Here is a 16,261-nt window from a genome sequence, read left to right on the forward strand (position 1 = left end):
GGTGCTGGAGGGCGTGCGCAGCGTGCCGCCTGCGATGATCGTTGGTTGCGCGGTGTTGTAGGCAGGGTCAAAATTATCCATCTTCTGGACAACGACGATGGTGCTGGAGGAAACGCCCAGATTGAGGGTTTGCGTCACAGCAACGCCCGACGATTTGACCCGCATGGCAACGGCTCGCGCCGTGTTATCCAGCAGAATGCCGGGGGCAAGATCCGTGGTGCCGATAAAGGTTGCCCGCAAGCTGACCTGTGTCGGTTGACCGACCAACGGCGTTACATCCCCCGTCAGGATCTCGTACCAGTCATCATCGCCGGACGGCTGGATTTCCCATATGACCGAGGTGCCAGCCGGGAAGATGCCGTTATAGAGCAGCTGGATCTCTGTCATGCCGAGAGGGCAATTCAGAGTGCCGAAGTTGATGACCGTGCGCGTTCCTTCGAACTTCGCCGCATTGATGCGAAACGCGAAGTCGTTCAGGTTGTCGCCCTGCGCCCAAACGCCATCGGTTGCCCAGAACAGCGAGCCTTGAGCAAACTTGTTGCCGCTCACGGTGCGCAGCGCATGGTTTCCAACCGTCACTGTGTACCAGGCGAGGCGCTTTCCGGCCTCAAACAGGATCGGCTTGTCGAAGGTGAACTTCACATAACCGATTGCAAGTTCGTTGGCTTCCCGGCTGGCATTGCCGATGACGCGGGTGAATGTCGGCTGCCCCGTCTGGCTGACTTCACAGACATAGAGATAAACCGCACCACTGGAGCCGACACGCTCAAACGGCAGATCGATGGACGTTGCCAGGAAGGTCTGACCGACAAGGAAGGTCTGACCGTAGATGGAGCCGTTGATGCCGTACTGCTTCACCTGCTTTTCCCAGTAGGTATAGGACCAGGTGTCGTATTGAACGGACTGGACAGCGTAGCCCTGATGGCCTTCCGATTGCGGGTTGGCGTTCCAGCCGGTGGCGTCCACCGTCTCGCCACCGAACTGGAGCGAGGGAAGCGTGCCTTCCACAAGTCCGGACGAGACATAGGATTGGCCGTTGACCGAGAAGACTTCGCCAGCGCGCGCCGCCTGCCCAACATCCGACCAGCCTGCCATATTTTCGCAGACATGGAACGACGGGCCGTAGCTGATGGAAACACCGGACGCCGTGCGTTCTATTGCCGTCTCAACCGTATGAACGCGGTCAGAGATATCCTTGTAGCCATCGTTGCCATCCACTTCGATGCGGACGACTTCGGTGTACTTCGGAAACGCCATGCCGCCGCGAAATGTCAGCTTCGGATCTTGAGCCGTTGTCAGAGCCAGCTGGTTATTGACGATCTGGTCATAGCTGGCGCGCACGCCTTCGCGAATGCGGGCAAGCCAGTCTGCGTGCGTCTTGTCCCATACCGTTTGCAGCAGGCCGTTATCATACCAGTAGGCGCGTGCCTCAGCCGGCAGATCCAGCAACCGGCGAGCGGCACCAATATCGCGCTGCATCTGGCGAATGATTTCCGGACGCGGAATCGTGGTCAGCTGCGAGGTGATGTTCGCAACGTTCGTTTCCAGTGCCGCCGTGCGCTGGATTGTGAGATCGAGGCGCCCTTCCAGAATGGTCACGCGTCCGTCGATCTCGTAGACGGATTTCACGCGCCATGCATTGCCGGGCTCTATGTCCTGAATGCCCGCCGTGGTGATGCGCACGAAGCAAACGCAGGTATCGCCCGCGTTGACGGTGGGCCGCACCTGCGGAGCGGGACCAAGCGGCCCGCCCTGAATGAGAAATGACACATAGCGACGGTCGATTTTTGGGACGCTGGTGTTGACCGGCACACTGGTCGTCAGCGGTTGTTCACCGGTTTCAATCGGGCGATCCGAATTGATAACTTCCGTTTCTGGTCGGGCGATGATGGCCACCCACCGGTCATCACTGGCGACGACCGGAGACCAAGACTGCAGATCGACGGTGGCAGCCACATCCATGCGGTAGACGATACCATCATCGTGCAGCTCGCCTGCCGTGATCGAGATCCGCGTGACGGAGTCCTGCGCAACAGTCAGCCTCGCCCAATGGTTTTGCCAGCCCAGACCGGATACGGTCACGCCATCCATGGCCTGACGGGCGAAAATACCGATATTGGTGAAATCCTGGGGCGGTGCGATTTCAGCCTGATTGAAGTTGAGGATCTTGTGCATGTGGTTTTCACCTGAGCGTTGAGCGCGGCCTGAAGGATCCGAACTTGGCGTTATCGCCGAACTTGATGCGGTCGCCGAACCGGATGCGGCGACGATGGGTAAAGCTTGCCGTGTATTCGCAGTGCTCAGCCTTCGCCGCGCGCGCGGCAGCCTTTGCCCGCTCGATCGGCTCCAGCGAGGGAGGGCGAAGTGCCGCAAGCCCAATGGCCGAACGACCGATGATGAAGGCGTTCACCGGCTTTTCGAGCGTGACCTTGATGAGATAGCGCGCCTTGAACGGCGGGTGATTGAGCGGCGTAATGCCCAGCGCCGACTGGCCAATGACAAAGCGGGCCGGATAGGCCACGCGGTCGAGGACTTCGGCGCCGACAAACCAGAGATAGCGTTTCAGACCCTCAAACGTGCCTTTCAGCTCTGCCAGCTGTTCGCCGGGATAGATGGTCGAGACACCCGCGCACTGCGCAATCATTTCCCGTTTCGTTGCCTCTGACCAGTCGTCATACCAGAGATCAACCGAGTGATGCGCCGCAAGCCAGGGCAGAAACCGCACAGGCGTCTGGTACGGGTCCATGATCTGCGCATATGGCACTGGCAAATCATCCGACATTCCTGCGGCTATCGCAAATTCGAACGGTCCTGACGAAGACGGCGGCATAATCGCCCGTACATCACTCATGATCGGACCTCCGGTGTGATCGTCAATGCAGTCATGGCCGGCACCTTGTATGGATCCGGCGGGATAGCGACCGGTGACAGGTCACGCACCTTGATGATATTTGCGCCGTAGGCACTGCCTGCCAGCAGACCACCGGGGATTTCGCCGCCAATCAGAGTGCGCTGTAGCGCAGCGGCTCGCACACGTGTTTCCGCTTCCGCGACCAGCACCGATGGTGCCGGACCTGCGCCCGGAACCTCAATCACCAGAGAGACCGCATATTCCACTCGCGTGGCCGCCAGCACTGAAACCGCCACACCTTCCGGCGAACGGTTCACTGCGCGAACCGCATTTCGAACCGCTGTCAACTCGCCAGACGTGGGCAGTCGCCCGGATGGGCCGATGATCACCACGTCCGTATCGCCGCGCCGCCCATGCACATCAAAGCCATTCACGCGGGCGTCCCAGAGACCAAGCGTTTTATCTGCCGACTGCGGCCATGCGCTCCAGGCATCGAACAAATAGCGACCGGCAGAACCCGCTGCAGGCGCATCATAGGAAAGCAGATAGCGCCGAAGAAGTGCCGCATCGCCTTCCATGACCTCGGCGGCATTCGCGGTGGCGGGCTGGGCAACCAGCCTCTCGATATTTCGGCTTGCGACCACGTTATCAAGGTCCGCACCGGTCGCACGAACGGCTAGAAGCGCCATGATCCCATCGTTGACGCGCTGACGATCATAAAGCCGCAGATTGCTCCAGGTGCGCAGTTCGGTGATGACGGGATCGGTCTTGATGTTCTCGACCGTGTATTCCTTCAAGCTCGGATCAATGGCACGCGACGCCGCATAATCGGCCACAAACCGCTCAACGGCTCCGGCAAACATCACATCGAAATCCAGCGGCTCAATGGCGGCAGGAAGCGGAATTCTGGAAAGGTCTATAGCTGTCGGAGCGTAGATCATGACAAGCTCCGCAGCGGCTTGGCCGCAATCGAGAGATCGACGGCAATCTCATAATTCCCATAGCGACCTTCCGGGTAGTAGATGCCGCCATGGCGAAGACCGAGCGCGCCAGCCTCCGAAAGCCGGACCAGCTGGATCTGCTTCAGCTCATATTCCGGCTCCCAGCGCGCGGCAGACGCGGCAAGCTCGCCATAGATCTGAAGGGCAAGGGCGGGTGTGAGATCTTCAGCCAGATAAGAGCGGAGCCGGTTCCCGAAATCGAGCAGCATCGGCATGGTATCGACCGGCGTCGACCAGATCTTGCCGAGCGATTGCGCGAGATGTTGCGGGCCGGTGATGATCTCACCTGTCCGGGCATCGCGTCCGCTCCTGTATCTGATCTCTCCTGCCATGCCTTTTTCAAATCCTCAAACCTGCCTCAAACGTCCTTTGAAGCCGCTTCTGTCGTCTCTTCCTCAGAAGCTTCGGGCAGCCCTTCCGGCCTGATGTGAAGCGCCAGAAGTTCGCCCCGCGCTTCCTCTTCCGTCAGGCGCAGCACATCGCCTGCCTGAACACGGCGACCGGCCACGCGCGGCGGTGCCTTGTCGCTCACCACATAAGCAGAGCGGTCGTCGATGATCGGGCTGACAGCTGCCGAGGATGTCTTGGACTGAGGTGCCTGACCTTCTTCGGGCTTTGTTGCCGACGGTGCCTCTGATGCGGATCGTGGTGCTTTCGCCATGAGGCGTTCCCTTCTTCGGTTAGCGAGGTGGCGGGCCGCTGAGATCGCCGCCCTTTTCAACATTGGTGTGGGTGTGGCCTTCGCCGATGTAGACATCCTCATGCGTCAGCGTTCCGCCTCCGGTGCGGACATTGCCGACGAGATAGATGTCTTCGGCCTCAATACGGATCGGCCCTGCCTTGCGCTTGAACACGCTGGTATCGCTGGCATCCGATGGCGATTGATGATCGCGGTCGAAAGAGGCTGGAACGGCAATCGAGCCTTCGCCGATCGTGCCGGACATCGACACCATCAGCATCTGTTCGCCTTCTTCCGGCTGGCTGTGAATGGAAAGCGCGCCGACGCCTGCTTCCTGCCAGCGAAGCCAAGGGGAAAGCACCGGCTCACCTTTCGACGTCTTGCCGAGCACGAGGCGAAGACGGCGCTTTTCCGGATCGACCGGGCCGACCTTGCCGGAGATCAGCATCTGGGCAAGCCGCCGCTCGGCGGCGTTGATCTGGGCTGCCTGCCTGCGCAATTCCAGCGAATAGGGATCACGCATCATCGGCGACTTCCCTTGCCGGTATCCAAGGCGAGATCTCCTCGATCTGTTGCGCCTGGTCGTATTCGATGAGGCCGGTATCCTCGTTGAAACGGCCGAGATGATCGGGGAAGATGCTGTCGCCGATATCGATGATCTCCTGCGACCAGGTGACGGCATAATAGGCGGTGCCCTGGTCGGCATCCTTGATGGTGAAGATCGGCTTCAGCTCCGGAATGCTGGAGCCGGGAACCGGCATCACGTTCGGGCGACCCCACATGGTCGTTTCCAGATCCGAGAGAATGCGCAGCAGCTGCGCGCCGATCGCAAGACCGACGGCTTCCTTCTCGACGCGCCGGTTTGCCACGGCCTTCGCCTCGGCGGCGATATAGGCGACCCATTCGACCGTGCAGCAGTAGGAACCGTCGGAGAGTGGTGTCGGGCGAATGCGCGACCAACCGATGCCGATGCCCGGAGCGACCACGACCTTCCGCGCCACCAGTTCGGAAAGATCCACCTTGCCCGGATGCAGTGTCACGGAAACACCGGGAAGCAATGGCTTCAGGGTTTCCACAATCGCGGCATGGGTCGCAGCCAGCGGATCGGAGGTCAGAAGAACGGAAAGGCTGACAGGCTCGATCATAGCAGCATCCCGAAGTGATCGGTGACGAGTTCAATGATTTCCCGCTCGTTCTCGGACGAGATCCCGATGAAGGGTCGGGCGGGAATGGTGACCTTTTGAGCGGTCACGTACTTACCGCCGATTTTGAATGACAGAGCATCTTTCTCCTTCGGCACGATGACAGCGCCGTCCTGGTGGACGTGGGCATATTCCCATGTGTTGCCCCATTCGGCCTGATCGGCAGAAGCCGTCCAGGCGAGCGAGGCCAGAAGATGCTGGCCGCTTTGCATCAGGATCGACGTGCCCTCGTGGTTCGGCTTCCAGGGCGTACCGTCAGGTGCGGTCTTTTCTTCTTCGATGCGACGGCGTGTTTGCGTCTCTCCGATCGACGCAATGTCGGTCATCAGTCCTTCAGCGTTGAAATCGAAGATCGGCCGCAGCTTCCTGAAGATGCCGTCGAGGTCGGCGGCATCGATGGTGATCGAGATCCCGCTCATATCCGGCCAAGCCTCTCGCGGGTGAACATCCGCTCCGGTGCGGTCAGCACGACCTCGTTCTGGCCGATGTCACCGGCCTCAACGCCTTCTGTTACCGGAGCGGTGCTGGTGACGGTTCCCAGCGCACCTTTGCCGGAAGCGATGGCCTCAAGCCGCTTCACCGCCTGGTCGTAGCGTTCCTTGATGTTTTCCGTCGAACGGCTGAAGTCGAGCGCGATCCGGTAGAACGCAATGTCGATGCAATAGAGCTTCAGAACCGCGAGAGAGGTTTCATCCAGCGCGGAAAGATCAGCCACTGAGTAGCGGGCAGCCAGAATGGCGCGGATCTCGGTCGAGGCATCCGCAATACAGGCCTCGATCCGGACATCGTCGCGCAAGCCCGTCTGTTCGTCAGCCGCCGTCAGCGTCAGCAGATCACGATACCGCGCTTCGATGTCTGCAATGGTGGCGTAAGGCTGCATGATAACGTCCTGTTTAAATGAGGTGCCGGTCTCTCCCGGCTGTCGCGTCCATTGTCAGACGTTGCAGGCTCCGTGCGCGCGGGCCTCGCCAACTTGCATCTCCCGTCATCAGATCCGCCGTTTAAGCTTTGGGGCGGGTGGCCTGACCGTTGTCGCCGGATGCTTTCGCTCGGTATTCTTCAGTCCGTTTCGTCGGCAGGCCGCTCTTCGTAACGGCCATCGATCTTGAGGTACGGGTCAGCGCGAAGGGCTTCAACGGTAGCTACCGGATCGTCACCCAGATCTTCCCCACGAAGCTCGACGGGGACCGGGCCGAACGAAATCCCAGCACGACGGCGCGGGCCTGCCGGAGCGGAAACAATGAGTACCTGTTCGCCGATCATCATTTGCGAGGCGACGGGTGCGTCCTTGGTGGACAGATCGGGATTATCCTTGGCAGCCAGAACCATGGCAGAGATTGCCTTGCTGAGGAGAACATCACGCTCAGTTTCTGGCAGCGCATTCCACTGCTCAACCGACAGACCAGACTCCTGCTGTGTCACGAACACGACTTCGCCGAGCTGCAATTTGAGGTCGGGCGCAATCTCAATCAGGTCCGGAAATGTGTTCGAGCCATTGAGCGTCTCGTTGTCCTTCAGCTTCTCGGTTGTCTTCGCAGGCTGCTTTGCCATGACTGTCTCCGTTGGGTTCTCGGGAAAGCGGCTCGATCAGCCGTTTGCCGGAAAACCCGCTGACCCGATTGCGCAGGTCAGCGGTGCTAAGCGTTTGGCTAAATCAGCCGAGCATCGGCGCGTGCATCAGCTGCACAAGGTTGCGGTCCACGTTCGTGGTGCCGTTGACCTGTTCGGACATCAGGATGTCGCGCGCCTTGAAGTGATTGGTGTTGCCGACGATGAGATGCGTGGGCTTGATGTTCAGCTTGCGGCCCTCGTCATCGGTGAAGTTCGTCATCGCCGTATAGGCGGCGCGCAGATTGGCGGCGGTCAGGTCCGCCTTGGAGCCGAACGCCATCTGCCAGAAGCCGAAACCGGCTGCCACACGGGCATCGACACCATAGAGATACTGATCGCGCATGAAGACGTGATCGGAGGTCTTGCCGTCTTCCTTGGTCGTGAAGTCGTAGTCGCGGCGGCGCTGGAATACGAAAGGCTTCAGCGGACGTGACAGGTCTGCCAGGATCCACGTCTCGCCAGAGCCTGCCTGCATGTTGGAAACAGAAACTTCCTGTCCCGGCTGGCCGACCGGATGATCGGTGTCGAAGAAGAACTGGCCGTCATAGCAAAGCGAGGTGAAGCCGCTGTTTATCAGTTCGAAGGTGATTTCGTCCGGATGCTGGGCGGCGGATTGCCCCATCATCTGGAAACGCGCCGAGTAGAGGCTCAGCTTGTCGTCTTCGATATCGTCCCGCTCGACGCCGATGGTCATTTCGAACTTGCGGTTGACGATGCTGTAGCCCTTGGCCGTCAGCTGCTTGACGCGGCGATCACCGATCCATTCGCGCATCTTTGGCATGTCGCCGAGCCACGAATAGACTTCCTCGCGGCTGTTGGACGGCACAACCGTCGCAACCGAAGTATACATGGCCGTCGTCGCAGCGAATGCCATCTGATAGGTCGTCTTGAAGCCCTTGAAGGCGGCATCAAGCAAGGCGGGCGTAATCACGCGTGCCATGGGGTTTCCTTTCTGGAGAGGTTAAGCGCCGATGCGCACGAAGACGCCATCGGCATCGACTTCGATGACCTTGCCCGCAATGGAGCGGGTATTCGTGCCGGAGGTCTTCGCCACCGTCTGGTCATCGACGATGTAACAATCCTTGCCGATATCGGCGGCGGTAACGGCATCGGTGGCAAGGTTCGCAAACTTGAACGTGCCGCGTTCGACCGGCACCTTCTTTGCGCCATCAGCGCCGGAGTTCACGACCGTCACTTGCGCGATGCCAAGCGCGATCAGGCCGGTGGCCGTGCGGCCGGGAACAGCGAGACCGCTATCCATGACGACAAGGCCGCCCTGGTGGATGGTCGTGGCACCCTTGACGGGTGGGTTATACTGGCGGCCCTCGGTCTGGACGACGGGTCGGGCCTGGCTCAAAGGGGTCATCTTTGTCTCCAGAGATTGAGGTTAGGCTGCCGTCAGGCCGTTGGCCTTGCGGTAATCGTCTTCGGCGATGCCGAGCTGCTTCATGATGTCCCGGTCTTCCGCAGACAGGGTGGCGACCTGATCGCCCGGCCGTTTCTCATCGAGATTGGAAGCCGCGAGCACGGAGGTCACGGTTCCGAGCAGTGCCGTGACTTGGCTCAGACCTTCCGGCGTGGCGCAGAGGGCGGCGTAATGATCGCGCTGGGCAGGCACGATCTTCTTCTCCTTCAGTGCACCCTCGATCAATGCATCGACCTTGGCCTGGTGTTCGCCCTTTCGGATCGTCTCCAGTTCGGCAGACAAGGTCGTGACCTTTTGCAATGCCTCCGCATGGATTGCGGGATCGATGCGGGATTTCAGGGCAGTCAGAGCAGACAGGCAGGACTGTTCGGACGCGTCCTCGGTCAGGCCGAGGGCGAGAGCAATGGCTTTCAGCATTATGGGCTCCTGGGAAGCAGACGGTGTTTTCGAAAGATCAGCCGAGGCAACGGCGGGCATGGATGCAGCGGGCGCTGCGACCAGGGCGGCGGAATGCAACCAATAGGCTTTGCCGTTGTCATCGTGCTTCAATGTGGGAGAGACGTAACGATGGGTTCGTGCGGCCAGAACCTTCAGGCCCTCGTCGAGCCATTCGACCTTACCATAGAGGCCGTCGGTGCGGGCTTCGAGCTTCGAGATCCAGCCAACTGCCGGAGCGCTTTCGCCAAACATCGCCTTCTTGACGGTGGCGTGATCGACATCAATGGGAAGATCGACTTCGTCTTGAGCAAAACGGGCAGCCAGCAATTCCGGATCGACATCGAACACCCGGCCGTCACGCGCCGTGAACTTGCCACGCGGCGCGACCTTGATCCATTCCGGGCCGGTCTTGGAAGCTGCCGCTGCCGGATCAGCCAGATAGGCATCGAGAACGGTCAGGCCCGTCATCGCATCGGCGAGGCCAGAAGCGTCGGGAGCAAGTGTCGAAAGGGTGAGTGGCTGTTTCGTCATCATGGCGGCAGTGATGCCACCGATTGAGCAAGGCGAGCGGCTGACAGCTGTCAGCAGGATCAAAAGGGATCAACTACGCCTGCACGCGTATCTAGCGCCGGTCGGGGGTGAGGATCAAGACCCGTTCGAAAATTGAAGCCGTTTTGAAGGCCGTGGACGCGCTTCATGGGCCAATCGCGGCCCATTGGTCGTCAGAACCTGTTCGTGCGCGTCTGTGGCCTTCCTTGCAAACTCACCCAGAAGAGATTATCTTAACCACTGCGCGGCGGTGAAACCGATTGGCCTCGATGCCCGCTGTGAGGATGCCCGGTGAAAGTCCGGGAATGTCGCCCTCCCTGCCGCGTTTCAATTTTCATTCGTCATTTTTTGCGCCTGAACGTCTCGTATCTGGTGCAACGAGGTTGCGCGCAAATAGCCGTTGATCGACTTCGTCACGAAGGATCGCCACCAAGTCTTGCCGATCTGCATTAGCACCGCCCGCACGGAACTGTCGCCACGCGGATCACTATAGATTTGCCCTTCGGTCAGGATCTCCGGCAAAAGTGCAAAGTCGTCGATAGGCATTTTGTGTTTCTCCATCCGTTCCTTGATCGTTTCGCTGGTAATCGAGACGACAGGGGAAACGGCACCCAGCTCGGCAGCGAGCGGTGCGCTATGCGCAGCCGGTAACCAGACCTTTTCCGGCAGCTTCGGCGCGATCTTGAGGTAGGGATCGGCCCACAAATCCTTGAGCACCCGCACGGCATCGCCGGGGTCAGCAACGGCCAGTTTCGTTTCAAGGTTCTGGATGAGTGTCGAGGCGCGCGCGAGACCCGGATTGGTTTGCCAGCCGGGATCGATGCCGGGCGGAACCATCGAGACTTCACCAGTGCGGCGATTGCGATATTCGAGATCCGGACCAAGATCCGGCACCTGGTCCGTGTAGCGGACGCGAATCTCGTTGCCGTCTGCATCCTTGCCGTAGACGCGCTCGGTTCCGAGCAGACGTTCGGCCTCACGGGCCGATATCATCCGCACCTGACATTTGCAGAGCCAGCCATTCGGTGGCCAGTGAGTGTTCCAGAACGGGTGATCGATCGGCAGGATGGTGCCGACCCACAGCAGATGTTCAGGCCTCGGATCGCCAGACGTGGTGCGCAAATAGAGCACATAAGGCAACGTCTTCTTCGATCGCTGGGCGCGTTCCCATTGTCCCGCGGCACGTGCGGAATTCATGTTCGACCAGAAGATCGTCTTCAACCGCCGATCGGACGAGAAGTTCACCATCCGCTCCGGCTGGATGCCGCTCGGATCGGCAACCATGCGCGGCTGCCACCAGCCGAGCTTGGTCAGTTCTTTTTCGATCAGCGGCTTCCAGTTGTCGAAGCCTTTGCCTTCCGCAATCGCCTGGGCAATCGTACCGCGAAAGGCGTTCAGCACATCCAGCTCCACCGCCTTGGCGACGGTGAACCTGTAGGCATGTTCCTCAGCCCAGACATCCGCCCAGGAGAAGGCAGGCGTTGCCGTCTTGCGGTCAAAGAAGCCGGTCACCTCGACAGGTGGTGCAAAGCCTTTGCGGATCTCAGCCATACGGTTCGATCCTTTCAGTCTGCTATGTCACCGATGCCGCGAGCGATCGCCGTCAGACGGCCGAGCCGATCGGCAAGCTTCGAGGCGTCCGGAAAGCGTGTTTGAAGCAGGCTCAAGGCCTCTTCAAACGATCCTGCCTGATTGACAATGTCGGCAATCGGCTGGGTGATCGGATCGACGATCACCTGCCAGTCATCCAGCGCATCGGCAAACAATGTTTCCACCTGGTCGAGCGCGTCGGGCTTGCCCGCTTCAGCCGCCAGAAGTGCGGTGCAGGCTCCACATTGGCAGGCGCGCTTGTGATCGGAAACGATGGCAGACAAAGCGGCGACCTTCGCCTTCACATCCTGCGGCTTGGCATCCGCATTCGGATCTTGCTTCGCTCCTGGCGTCTCCTTTGCGTCAGGTTTCACAGCCGGTGGCGCCAGCGGATCGGCAACCGGCTCCGGCCTGGACAGAAGTTCATCGCTATCGGCCGGGTCGGACAGCCCCAACTTCTCGCGGATCTCCGATTGCTTTACCTTCAGGCCGAGCGGAACGAGGACGCCCAGGCTGTCGGACAGAGCCTTGACGTCCTCCGGATCTGGCACCGGCAGTTGCACCAGGGGATAAACATCCTGCGGCCCGAAGTTCAGATCGACGAAGGGACGGATCAGATCGCGGTTGATCGTCTCGGCAAGCTGGCGTCCGTCAGCGCGCAAGATGTCGAGGCGAACTTCATTATGGATCTTGGCCTGACCGAGTGAAGAGCCATTGTCCGATGTCATGGTCTGGCCGACAACCAGCTTTGAGATCTGCTTATCGATATAGTCCAGCAAGCCGCCGAACACGGCAGCCCCGTTCGTCCCATTGACCTCATGAAACTCGATTTCCATGCCTGCCGGAATGATGGCAGCGGCATCATTGGCAATTGACGCAACTGCCTTGAGAAGGGTTCGCTTGTCTGATGCGCTGGCAGACGCGTTGTATTTGCCGACCCGGAGCGGCATGCCGTAGACTTCCGAGAAAGCTGCCCAATCCTGCAGCGTGAACTGCTGTATGAGATAGGCCCAGGCGGCGGGCCGTGCCATGCCACGCCGAAGAGGGAGGCCGGAGCGTGGACGCGGCAAATGCCGCAAGAACTTTGCCTCCGGCAAGGCCTCTCCCTCGATGGAGCCATCAACGGCAAGACGCAGCGTTCTCAGCGTCAGCCGATCCAATTGAAAAAAACGCGGATCGCGGTCAACATATTGAACCGGCCGCAATGCGCCACGTTCGAACTCCCACATCATCTCGACGACAGCATAGCCTTTTGAGATACCATCCGGCAGATGGCCGCGTGCTTCCGCGAACCCGTCAGCCTCGATCAGCTCGTTGACGGCATCGACGATTTTGGTGGGCACTCCCTCGCTTTCGACGGTGATGTCGATGCTCTCGATCGCAAGGCGGCGTGTCTGGAGCTGGGACGCATAATGCAGGTATCGCTCCTCCATCTCTTCCGCGAGCGTGAGATAGGATCGGGCATTGCCCTCGGCCGCATCACGCAGGATGGTGCCGAGGCGCTCCGGTGTGATGCCGGATGCTACCCGTTCTTCATGGGTGCGGCGAACACCGGCAACCGTCGGTGTCGCGACCTCTTCGCCAAGAGTACGGATGACGATTGGATTACCGTCTGGACCGAGAATGGATGAAGTGCGGTCTACCAATGCCGTCTCCCGAAATCTGTATCATCGTCGTCATCGAGCGCAGGCCCGCCGTTGTGTCCGGCCATCTGGGCGTAGAGATCGCGGATCGATGTATATTCGTACTGGAACCACTGCTGACGGCTGGCCCAATGGGCGAGCGCCAGCGCAATCGAGAAGTCGCCGTGACGCTTCTTCGAACCTTCGCCGGTTCGGACATCCGGCACCTTCGGCACGCCGTTGACCACGCGCACGATGCGCAGGTCTGTCAGATGCTCATCATCCTTGATGAGAGCGATCATGTTCTCGTCTTCGAAAGCAGCCTTCAGCGGCGGCATGTTGAAACGATACCAGTCGGTCGAGAACTTGACCGGCGCGATCAGCCCGCCGTCATTGTCTTCGGTTCTGAAGCCATAGATCCGGCCCATGTCTTCGGCAACCGTCCAGCCCATGCCGGTGGCATCGAAGGCAGCGCCGACCAGTCGAGGTGCCGCCTTCAGGATCATGCCGACCAGCATCTTCTGCTCATCTCCCGGCACGTTGCGCATTTCGAGTGTGAGCACTTCCTCGCGCTTCAGCAGGTTATCGATCGACAGCAGCGTTCCGACAGACAGGTCTGCAACGCGGGCAAAGTCGAAACCGAAGGCGTGGCGGCGCTCGCGCTTCAGTCCAGAGATGGCTTCCTTCACCTGGGCAATCGGCCCCGCCATCAGCATGGCGCGTTCAAGACGCGACAGGTGCAGGAAGTTCGCGGGCAGTTCGATCCGGATGATCGGGTTCGACACTGTCATGCGCGCTTCGATCAAGGGTGCAGGCAGCCATGCGCCGGTTCCGGCTGTTGGAATGCAGAAGAGTTCTTCGTCGGCACCATCGCCATAAAAATCGATGATCTCCTGACGCCACTTGGCCTCGCCTTCCGGCGTCCATTCATTGCCGTTGACGAGGCAGATCCGCTCGTAAAGCCCTTCCTTCAGCGCCTGGTCGAAATCGATCCGCAGGTGATGGTATTTCGAGCGGCCCGCCAGAATGTTCTGGATCTGCTTGTTGAACTCGTTCTCGGTCCCGTTATGCGTCGAGCAGACCACGACCTGGCCGCCCCACATAAGGAAGGCGAGCGCTGCCTTCAACAGTTCCGGCAGACTATCGACGAAGGCGGCTTCATCAATCATCACCACGCCCTGCTTGCCGCGAAGGGTGCGCGGCGCAGACGAAAGCGCCAAAATCTCGAAGCCCGATGCAAAGCGGATGCGGAATGCCTGAATGGACCGGTCGCCGGTCTTGTCGCTGTCATCGAACAGGAATTCGTCCACGGCCAGCGCCGCATTCGAAAAGGCACGCGCCCACATGGCGCAGGCGTCGATGAACTCACGCGTCATCTCCTGAGAATAGGAGATGTACATCACATCCATGCCGCCCGCCGATTTGGCACGACCGGCACGAAGGGCGGCGTAAGAAGCAAAGCCGAAGGTCAGGCCGATGCGCCGGCTCTTTTCGATGAAGAGCACCCGGCAGGCCGAACTTTCCAGAAGCTCCAGCGTTCGGGCCTGATAGGAAATCAGCGCCTTCGGCAACCCGACCTGATCGACGAGGCCCGGTAGAACCTCTGTTGCGGTTCTCCGGGCCTCGGCCCATTGCGCCTCGGTGATCGGTGCGCTCATGTCTTGACCCCGAGGATCTGGCTTAAGATGTCCTGAGTGGTCTCAGCAGACAGCCCCTTGGCCTTGGCGACCTTGGAGACGGCTTCTTCCGCCTGTTGCTTGAAGTCCGCCTCGATCTTCTTGCGCCGGTCACTGGATACGGTTTGCGCCTGCGTTGCCTTGTGGAGCGCGGCGGCAAGTGCCATGGCTCCCTTCGGATCAAGACCGGCCTCGCCCGAATTGGTCAGCAATTCGAACACCAGCGTCTTGATGGCCTCGGCCGCGATCAGCGTCAGATTATCGGAGGCTTGCGGATCGAACTTGCCTGCGATGGCGGTGGCAATCTCTCGCGTCTCATCCAGCCGCCGCGTCATGTTGGCAAGCTTGATCGAATAGCGATTGAAGGCTGAGAAGCTCGGGATCTTGATCTCCAGCTCGCCACGATACTCACGTTCCAGCGCCTGAAGCTGCGAGACAAACTCCGCATAAATATCCGTCTGGGTACGATCACGATCCTGAAGCGCATCCGCTGCCCAGGCGACGACCGGCCCGCATTCTTCCGGCAGAAGCTCGATGTGGTTGAGACGCCCGCGGCCCATGGATCAACTCCCCGGACGCGATGGACGCTTGACGCCCTCGATGTGGCAATGGCGATCCAGATGGCGACGGCCTGTCTCGGTCAGCGTGGCGATCTTCACCGATCCGGCCTGGATGACTGTGACGGCACCCATGGTTTCCAGATAATCGATCTGCTGGTGAACCCATGCCCGTTCCATGTTGATGGCAAAGGTTGCCAGCACCTGCTGCAGGATGGACGAGTTCAAGGTCTCGTTGGTCTGTTCGCCCAAGGCCTTCAATATGGTGAGGCGGGCTTCTTCCCGCATGATGCGGCTGAAGTCGGTTGCAAGTTCGCGGTCACTCATTTCTTCGCTTGCTCCACCAATAGCTCATTCATGCGTTCGGTTGTGGCGCGGATCGGCTTCAGGGTTTCCGCCATGGTATCGAGACGGCCGCTCATCTTCTCGACGGCCAGTTCCAGCCGGTGCGCCATGTCTCGATCTGGCAGATGCTTCATTTCGCTCTCGACCGCCTGAATTCTGCGGTCATGTTCAACAAGCTTCGTTTCGACTTTCGCCAGGCGCTCATCGAGCTTTTTCTCGCCCTGGGACATCATGGTCCGGATGTGAGCGATCAGGTTCAAAACCGAGACTGCCAGGGCTACCAAACCGCCAGTAACTGCGAGATCAAAAGTCATCTAAGGTATGCTTCCTTTTCCACGATCTCCTGACATTCCAGGCAGCGTGTAGCCGAGGGATGGACGCGACGGCGCGCAGGCGAAATGGTCGCGCCGCATTCGCATTGCTCGCGGCCTTCCTGTTTCAATGCGTGTCGGGCGGCAGCGATCCGGGCCTCTCGCTCTTGCTCAACGCGGGCTTCGCCCAGCTCCCGGTCAAAATCACTGTACATGTGCGGCTCCGACAGCTGCCGATCGGCGGGTTTCGCAAACGCGCAGCGCAGTGCGATCACGACCCCAGAGACTTCCGGTTTCCTGATCGGTCAGATCCCGATCGGGAAGTGTGACCGGAGCCGGGCATCTGATCTTGGCTTCTGCCGGGATCTCCGGTGTGACGATGACGGTGCGCACGATCGGCTCC

The 16,261-nt window shown here is 60.0% G+C and carries 21 protein-coding genes; all 21 read right to left on the reverse strand.

What is annotated here, in order from left to right; all coding sequences use genetic code 11:
• The coding region (locus E8M78_RS19390; RefSeq protein WP_205910263.1) for a hypothetical protein at window positions 1–2,175 on the reverse strand (2,175 nt) is incomplete at its 3' end.
• A gap of 7 nt (window positions 2,176–2,182) precedes the next feature.
• A complete protein-coding gene (locus E8M78_RS19395; protein WP_137136615.1) occupies window positions 2,183–2,851 on the reverse strand; it encodes a phage tail protein I in 669 nt (222 codons plus the stop codon).
• Window positions 2,848–3,792 carry a baseplate J/gp47 family protein gene (locus tag E8M78_RS19400; protein ID WP_246658401.1) on the reverse strand — a complete coding sequence of 315 codons (945 nt, stop codon included), beginning with the start codon at window positions 3,790–3,792 and terminating at the stop codon, window positions 2,848–2,850. Before E8M78_RS19400 ends, E8M78_RS19395 begins: the two co-directional genes overlap by 4 nt.
• Window positions 3,789–4,184 (reverse strand): integrase, encoded by a 396-nt coding sequence (locus E8M78_RS19405; RefSeq protein WP_137136616.1) that lies wholly within the window; start codon window positions 4,182–4,184, stop codon window positions 3,789–3,791. Before E8M78_RS19405 ends, E8M78_RS19400 begins: the two co-directional genes overlap by 4 nt.
• A gap of 26 nt (window positions 4,185–4,210) precedes the next feature.
• Complete coding sequence (locus E8M78_RS19410) at window positions 4,211–4,513, reverse strand: hypothetical protein (RefSeq protein WP_137136617.1); 303 nt, start codon at window positions 4,511–4,513, stop codon at window positions 4,211–4,213.
• Window positions 4,514–4,532: 19 nt separating this feature from the next.
• The gene (locus E8M78_RS19415; RefSeq protein WP_170973483.1) at window positions 4,533–5,057 is read right to left on the reverse strand and encodes a phage baseplate assembly protein V; all 525 of its coding nucleotides are present in this window, start codon (window positions 5,055–5,057) and stop codon (window positions 4,533–4,535) included.
• On the reverse strand, window positions 5,047–5,676 hold the full coding sequence (locus E8M78_RS23435) for a hypothetical protein (protein WP_170973484.1): 630 nt from the start codon (window positions 5,674–5,676) through the stop codon (window positions 5,047–5,049). Before E8M78_RS23435 ends, E8M78_RS19415 begins: the two co-directional genes overlap by 11 nt.
• The gene (locus E8M78_RS19420; RefSeq protein WP_137136619.1) at window positions 5,673–6,152 is read right to left on the reverse strand and encodes a phage virion morphogenesis protein; all 480 of its coding nucleotides are present in this window, start codon (window positions 6,150–6,152) and stop codon (window positions 5,673–5,675) included. Before E8M78_RS19420 ends, E8M78_RS23435 begins: the two co-directional genes overlap by 4 nt.
• Window positions 6,149–6,613 carry a DUF1320 domain-containing protein gene (locus E8M78_RS19425; RefSeq protein WP_137136620.1) on the reverse strand — a complete coding sequence of 155 codons (465 nt, stop codon included), beginning with the start codon at window positions 6,611–6,613 and terminating at the stop codon, window positions 6,149–6,151. The genes E8M78_RS19420 and E8M78_RS19425 overlap by 4 nt, the downstream gene beginning before the upstream one ends.
• 179 nt (window positions 6,614–6,792) lie before the next feature.
• Window positions 6,793–7,284, reverse strand: coding sequence for a hypothetical protein (locus tag E8M78_RS19430; RefSeq protein ID WP_137136621.1), 492 nt, complete (start codon window positions 7,282–7,284; stop codon window positions 6,793–6,795).
• Between the two features lie 103 nt (window positions 7,285–7,387).
• Window positions 7,388–8,284, reverse strand: a complete 897-nt coding sequence (locus tag E8M78_RS19435) for a Mu-like prophage major head subunit gpT family protein (protein WP_137136622.1) — start codon at window positions 8,282–8,284, stop codon at window positions 7,388–7,390.
• Between the two features lie 21 nt (window positions 8,285–8,305).
• Complete coding sequence (locus tag E8M78_RS19440) at window positions 8,306–8,710, reverse strand: hypothetical protein (protein ID WP_137136623.1); 405 nt, start codon at window positions 8,708–8,710, stop codon at window positions 8,306–8,308.
• A gap of 21 nt (window positions 8,711–8,731) precedes the next feature.
• Complete coding sequence (locus E8M78_RS19445; RefSeq protein ID WP_137136624.1) at window positions 8,732–9,742, reverse strand: phage protease; 1,011 nt, start codon at window positions 9,740–9,742, stop codon at window positions 8,732–8,734.
• Between the two features lie 342 nt (window positions 9,743–10,084).
• The gene (locus E8M78_RS19450) at window positions 10,085–11,308 is read right to left on the reverse strand and encodes a phage minor head protein (RefSeq protein ID WP_137136625.1); all 1,224 of its coding nucleotides are present in this window, start codon (window positions 11,306–11,308) and stop codon (window positions 10,085–10,087) included.
• 14 nt (window positions 11,309–11,322) lie between these two features.
• The gene (locus E8M78_RS19455; protein ID WP_137136626.1) at window positions 11,323–12,993 is read right to left on the reverse strand and encodes a DUF935 domain-containing protein; all 1,671 of its coding nucleotides are present in this window, start codon (window positions 12,991–12,993) and stop codon (window positions 11,323–11,325) included.
• Entirely contained in the window at window positions 12,987–14,627 is a 1,641-nt protein-coding gene (locus tag E8M78_RS19460; protein ID WP_205910264.1) for a hypothetical protein, read from the reverse strand. The genes E8M78_RS19455 and E8M78_RS19460 overlap by 7 nt, the downstream gene beginning before the upstream one ends.
• On the reverse strand, window positions 14,624–15,205 hold the full coding sequence (locus E8M78_RS19465; RefSeq protein WP_137136627.1) for a DUF3486 family protein: 582 nt from the start codon (window positions 15,203–15,205) through the stop codon (window positions 14,624–14,626). Before E8M78_RS19465 ends, E8M78_RS19460 begins: the two co-directional genes overlap by 4 nt.
• A gap of 3 nt (window positions 15,206–15,208) precedes the next feature.
• Window positions 15,209–15,529 (reverse strand): hypothetical protein, encoded by a 321-nt coding sequence (locus tag E8M78_RS19470; RefSeq protein WP_137136628.1) that lies wholly within the window; start codon window positions 15,527–15,529, stop codon window positions 15,209–15,211.
• Window positions 15,526–15,861 carry a DUF2730 family protein gene (locus E8M78_RS19475; RefSeq protein WP_137136629.1) on the reverse strand — a complete coding sequence of 112 codons (336 nt, stop codon included), beginning with the start codon at window positions 15,859–15,861 and terminating at the stop codon, window positions 15,526–15,528. Before E8M78_RS19475 ends, E8M78_RS19470 begins: the two co-directional genes overlap by 4 nt.
• Window positions 15,858–16,073: a TraR/DksA C4-type zinc finger protein gene (locus tag E8M78_RS19480; protein WP_137136630.1), complete on the reverse strand. Its 216-nt coding sequence runs from the start codon at window positions 16,071–16,073 to the stop codon at window positions 15,858–15,860. Before E8M78_RS19480 ends, E8M78_RS19475 begins: the two co-directional genes overlap by 4 nt.
• Window positions 16,063–16,251 (reverse strand): hypothetical protein, encoded by a 189-nt coding sequence (locus tag E8M78_RS19485; RefSeq protein WP_170973485.1) that lies wholly within the window; start codon window positions 16,249–16,251, stop codon window positions 16,063–16,065. The genes E8M78_RS19480 and E8M78_RS19485 overlap by 11 nt, the downstream gene beginning before the upstream one ends.
• Between the last annotated feature and the right edge of the window lie 10 nt (window positions 16,252–16,261).

It is taken from the genome of Rhizobium sp. FKY42 (genome assembly GCF_005222835.1).
GTDB lineage: Bacteria > Pseudomonadota > Alphaproteobacteria > Rhizobiales > Rhizobiaceae > Neorhizobium.

Coding starts and splice junctions, on each gene's coding strand:
- E8M78_RS19395 (WP_137136615.1), bottom strand. CDS start 2,851: ATGAGTGATGTACGGGCGATTATGCCGCCGTCTTCGTCAGGACCGTTC.
- E8M78_RS19400 (WP_246658401.1), bottom strand. CDS start 3,792: ATGATCTACGCTCCGACAGCTATAGACCTTTCCAGAATTCCGCTTCCT.
- E8M78_RS19405 (WP_137136616.1), bottom strand. CDS start 4,184: ATGGCAGGAGAGATCAGATACAGGAGCGGACGCGATGCCCGGACAGGT.
- E8M78_RS19410 (WP_137136617.1), bottom strand. CDS start 4,513: ATGGCGAAAGCACCACGATCCGCATCAGAGGCACCGTCGGCAACAAAG.
- E8M78_RS19415 (WP_170973483.1), bottom strand. CDS start 5,057: ATGATGCGTGATCCCTATTCGCTGGAATTGCGCAGGCAGGCAGCCCAG.
- E8M78_RS23435 (WP_170973484.1), bottom strand. CDS start 5,676: ATGATCGAGCCTGTCAGCCTTTCCGTTCTTCTGACCTCCGATCCGCTG.
- E8M78_RS19420 (WP_137136619.1), bottom strand. CDS start 6,152: ATGAGCGGGATCTCGATCACCATCGATGCCGCCGACCTCGACGGCATC.
- E8M78_RS19425 (WP_137136620.1), bottom strand. CDS start 6,613: ATGCAGCCTTACGCCACCATTGCAGACATCGAAGCGCGGTATCGTGAT.
- E8M78_RS19430 (WP_137136621.1), bottom strand. CDS start 7,284: ATGGCAAAGCAGCCTGCGAAGACAACCGAGAAGCTGAAGGACAACGAG.
- E8M78_RS19435 (WP_137136622.1), bottom strand. CDS start 8,284: ATGGCACGCGTGATTACGCCCGCCTTGCTTGATGCCGCCTTCAAGGGC.
- E8M78_RS19440 (WP_137136623.1), bottom strand. CDS start 8,710: ATGACCCCTTTGAGCCAGGCCCGACCCGTCGTCCAGACCGAGGGCCGC.
- E8M78_RS19445 (WP_137136624.1), bottom strand. CDS start 9,742: ATGATGACGAAACAGCCACTCACCCTTTCGACACTTGCTCCCGACGCT.
- E8M78_RS19450 (WP_137136625.1), bottom strand. CDS start 11,308: ATGGCTGAGATCCGCAAAGGCTTTGCACCACCTGTCGAGGTGACCGGC.
- E8M78_RS19460 (WP_205910264.1), bottom strand. CDS start 14,627: ATGAGCGCACCGATCACCGAGGCGCAATGGGCCGAGGCCCGGAGAACC.
- E8M78_RS19465 (WP_137136627.1), bottom strand. CDS start 15,205: ATGGGCCGCGGGCGTCTCAACCACATCGAGCTTCTGCCGGAAGAATGC.
- E8M78_RS19470 (WP_137136628.1), bottom strand. CDS start 15,529: ATGAGTGACCGCGAACTTGCAACCGACTTCAGCCGCATCATGCGGGAA.
- E8M78_RS19475 (WP_137136629.1), bottom strand. CDS start 15,861: ATGACTTTTGATCTCGCAGTTACTGGCGGTTTGGTAGCCCTGGCAGTC.
- E8M78_RS19480 (WP_137136630.1), bottom strand. CDS start 16,073: ATGTACAGTGATTTTGACCGGGAGCTGGGCGAAGCCCGCGTTGAGCAA.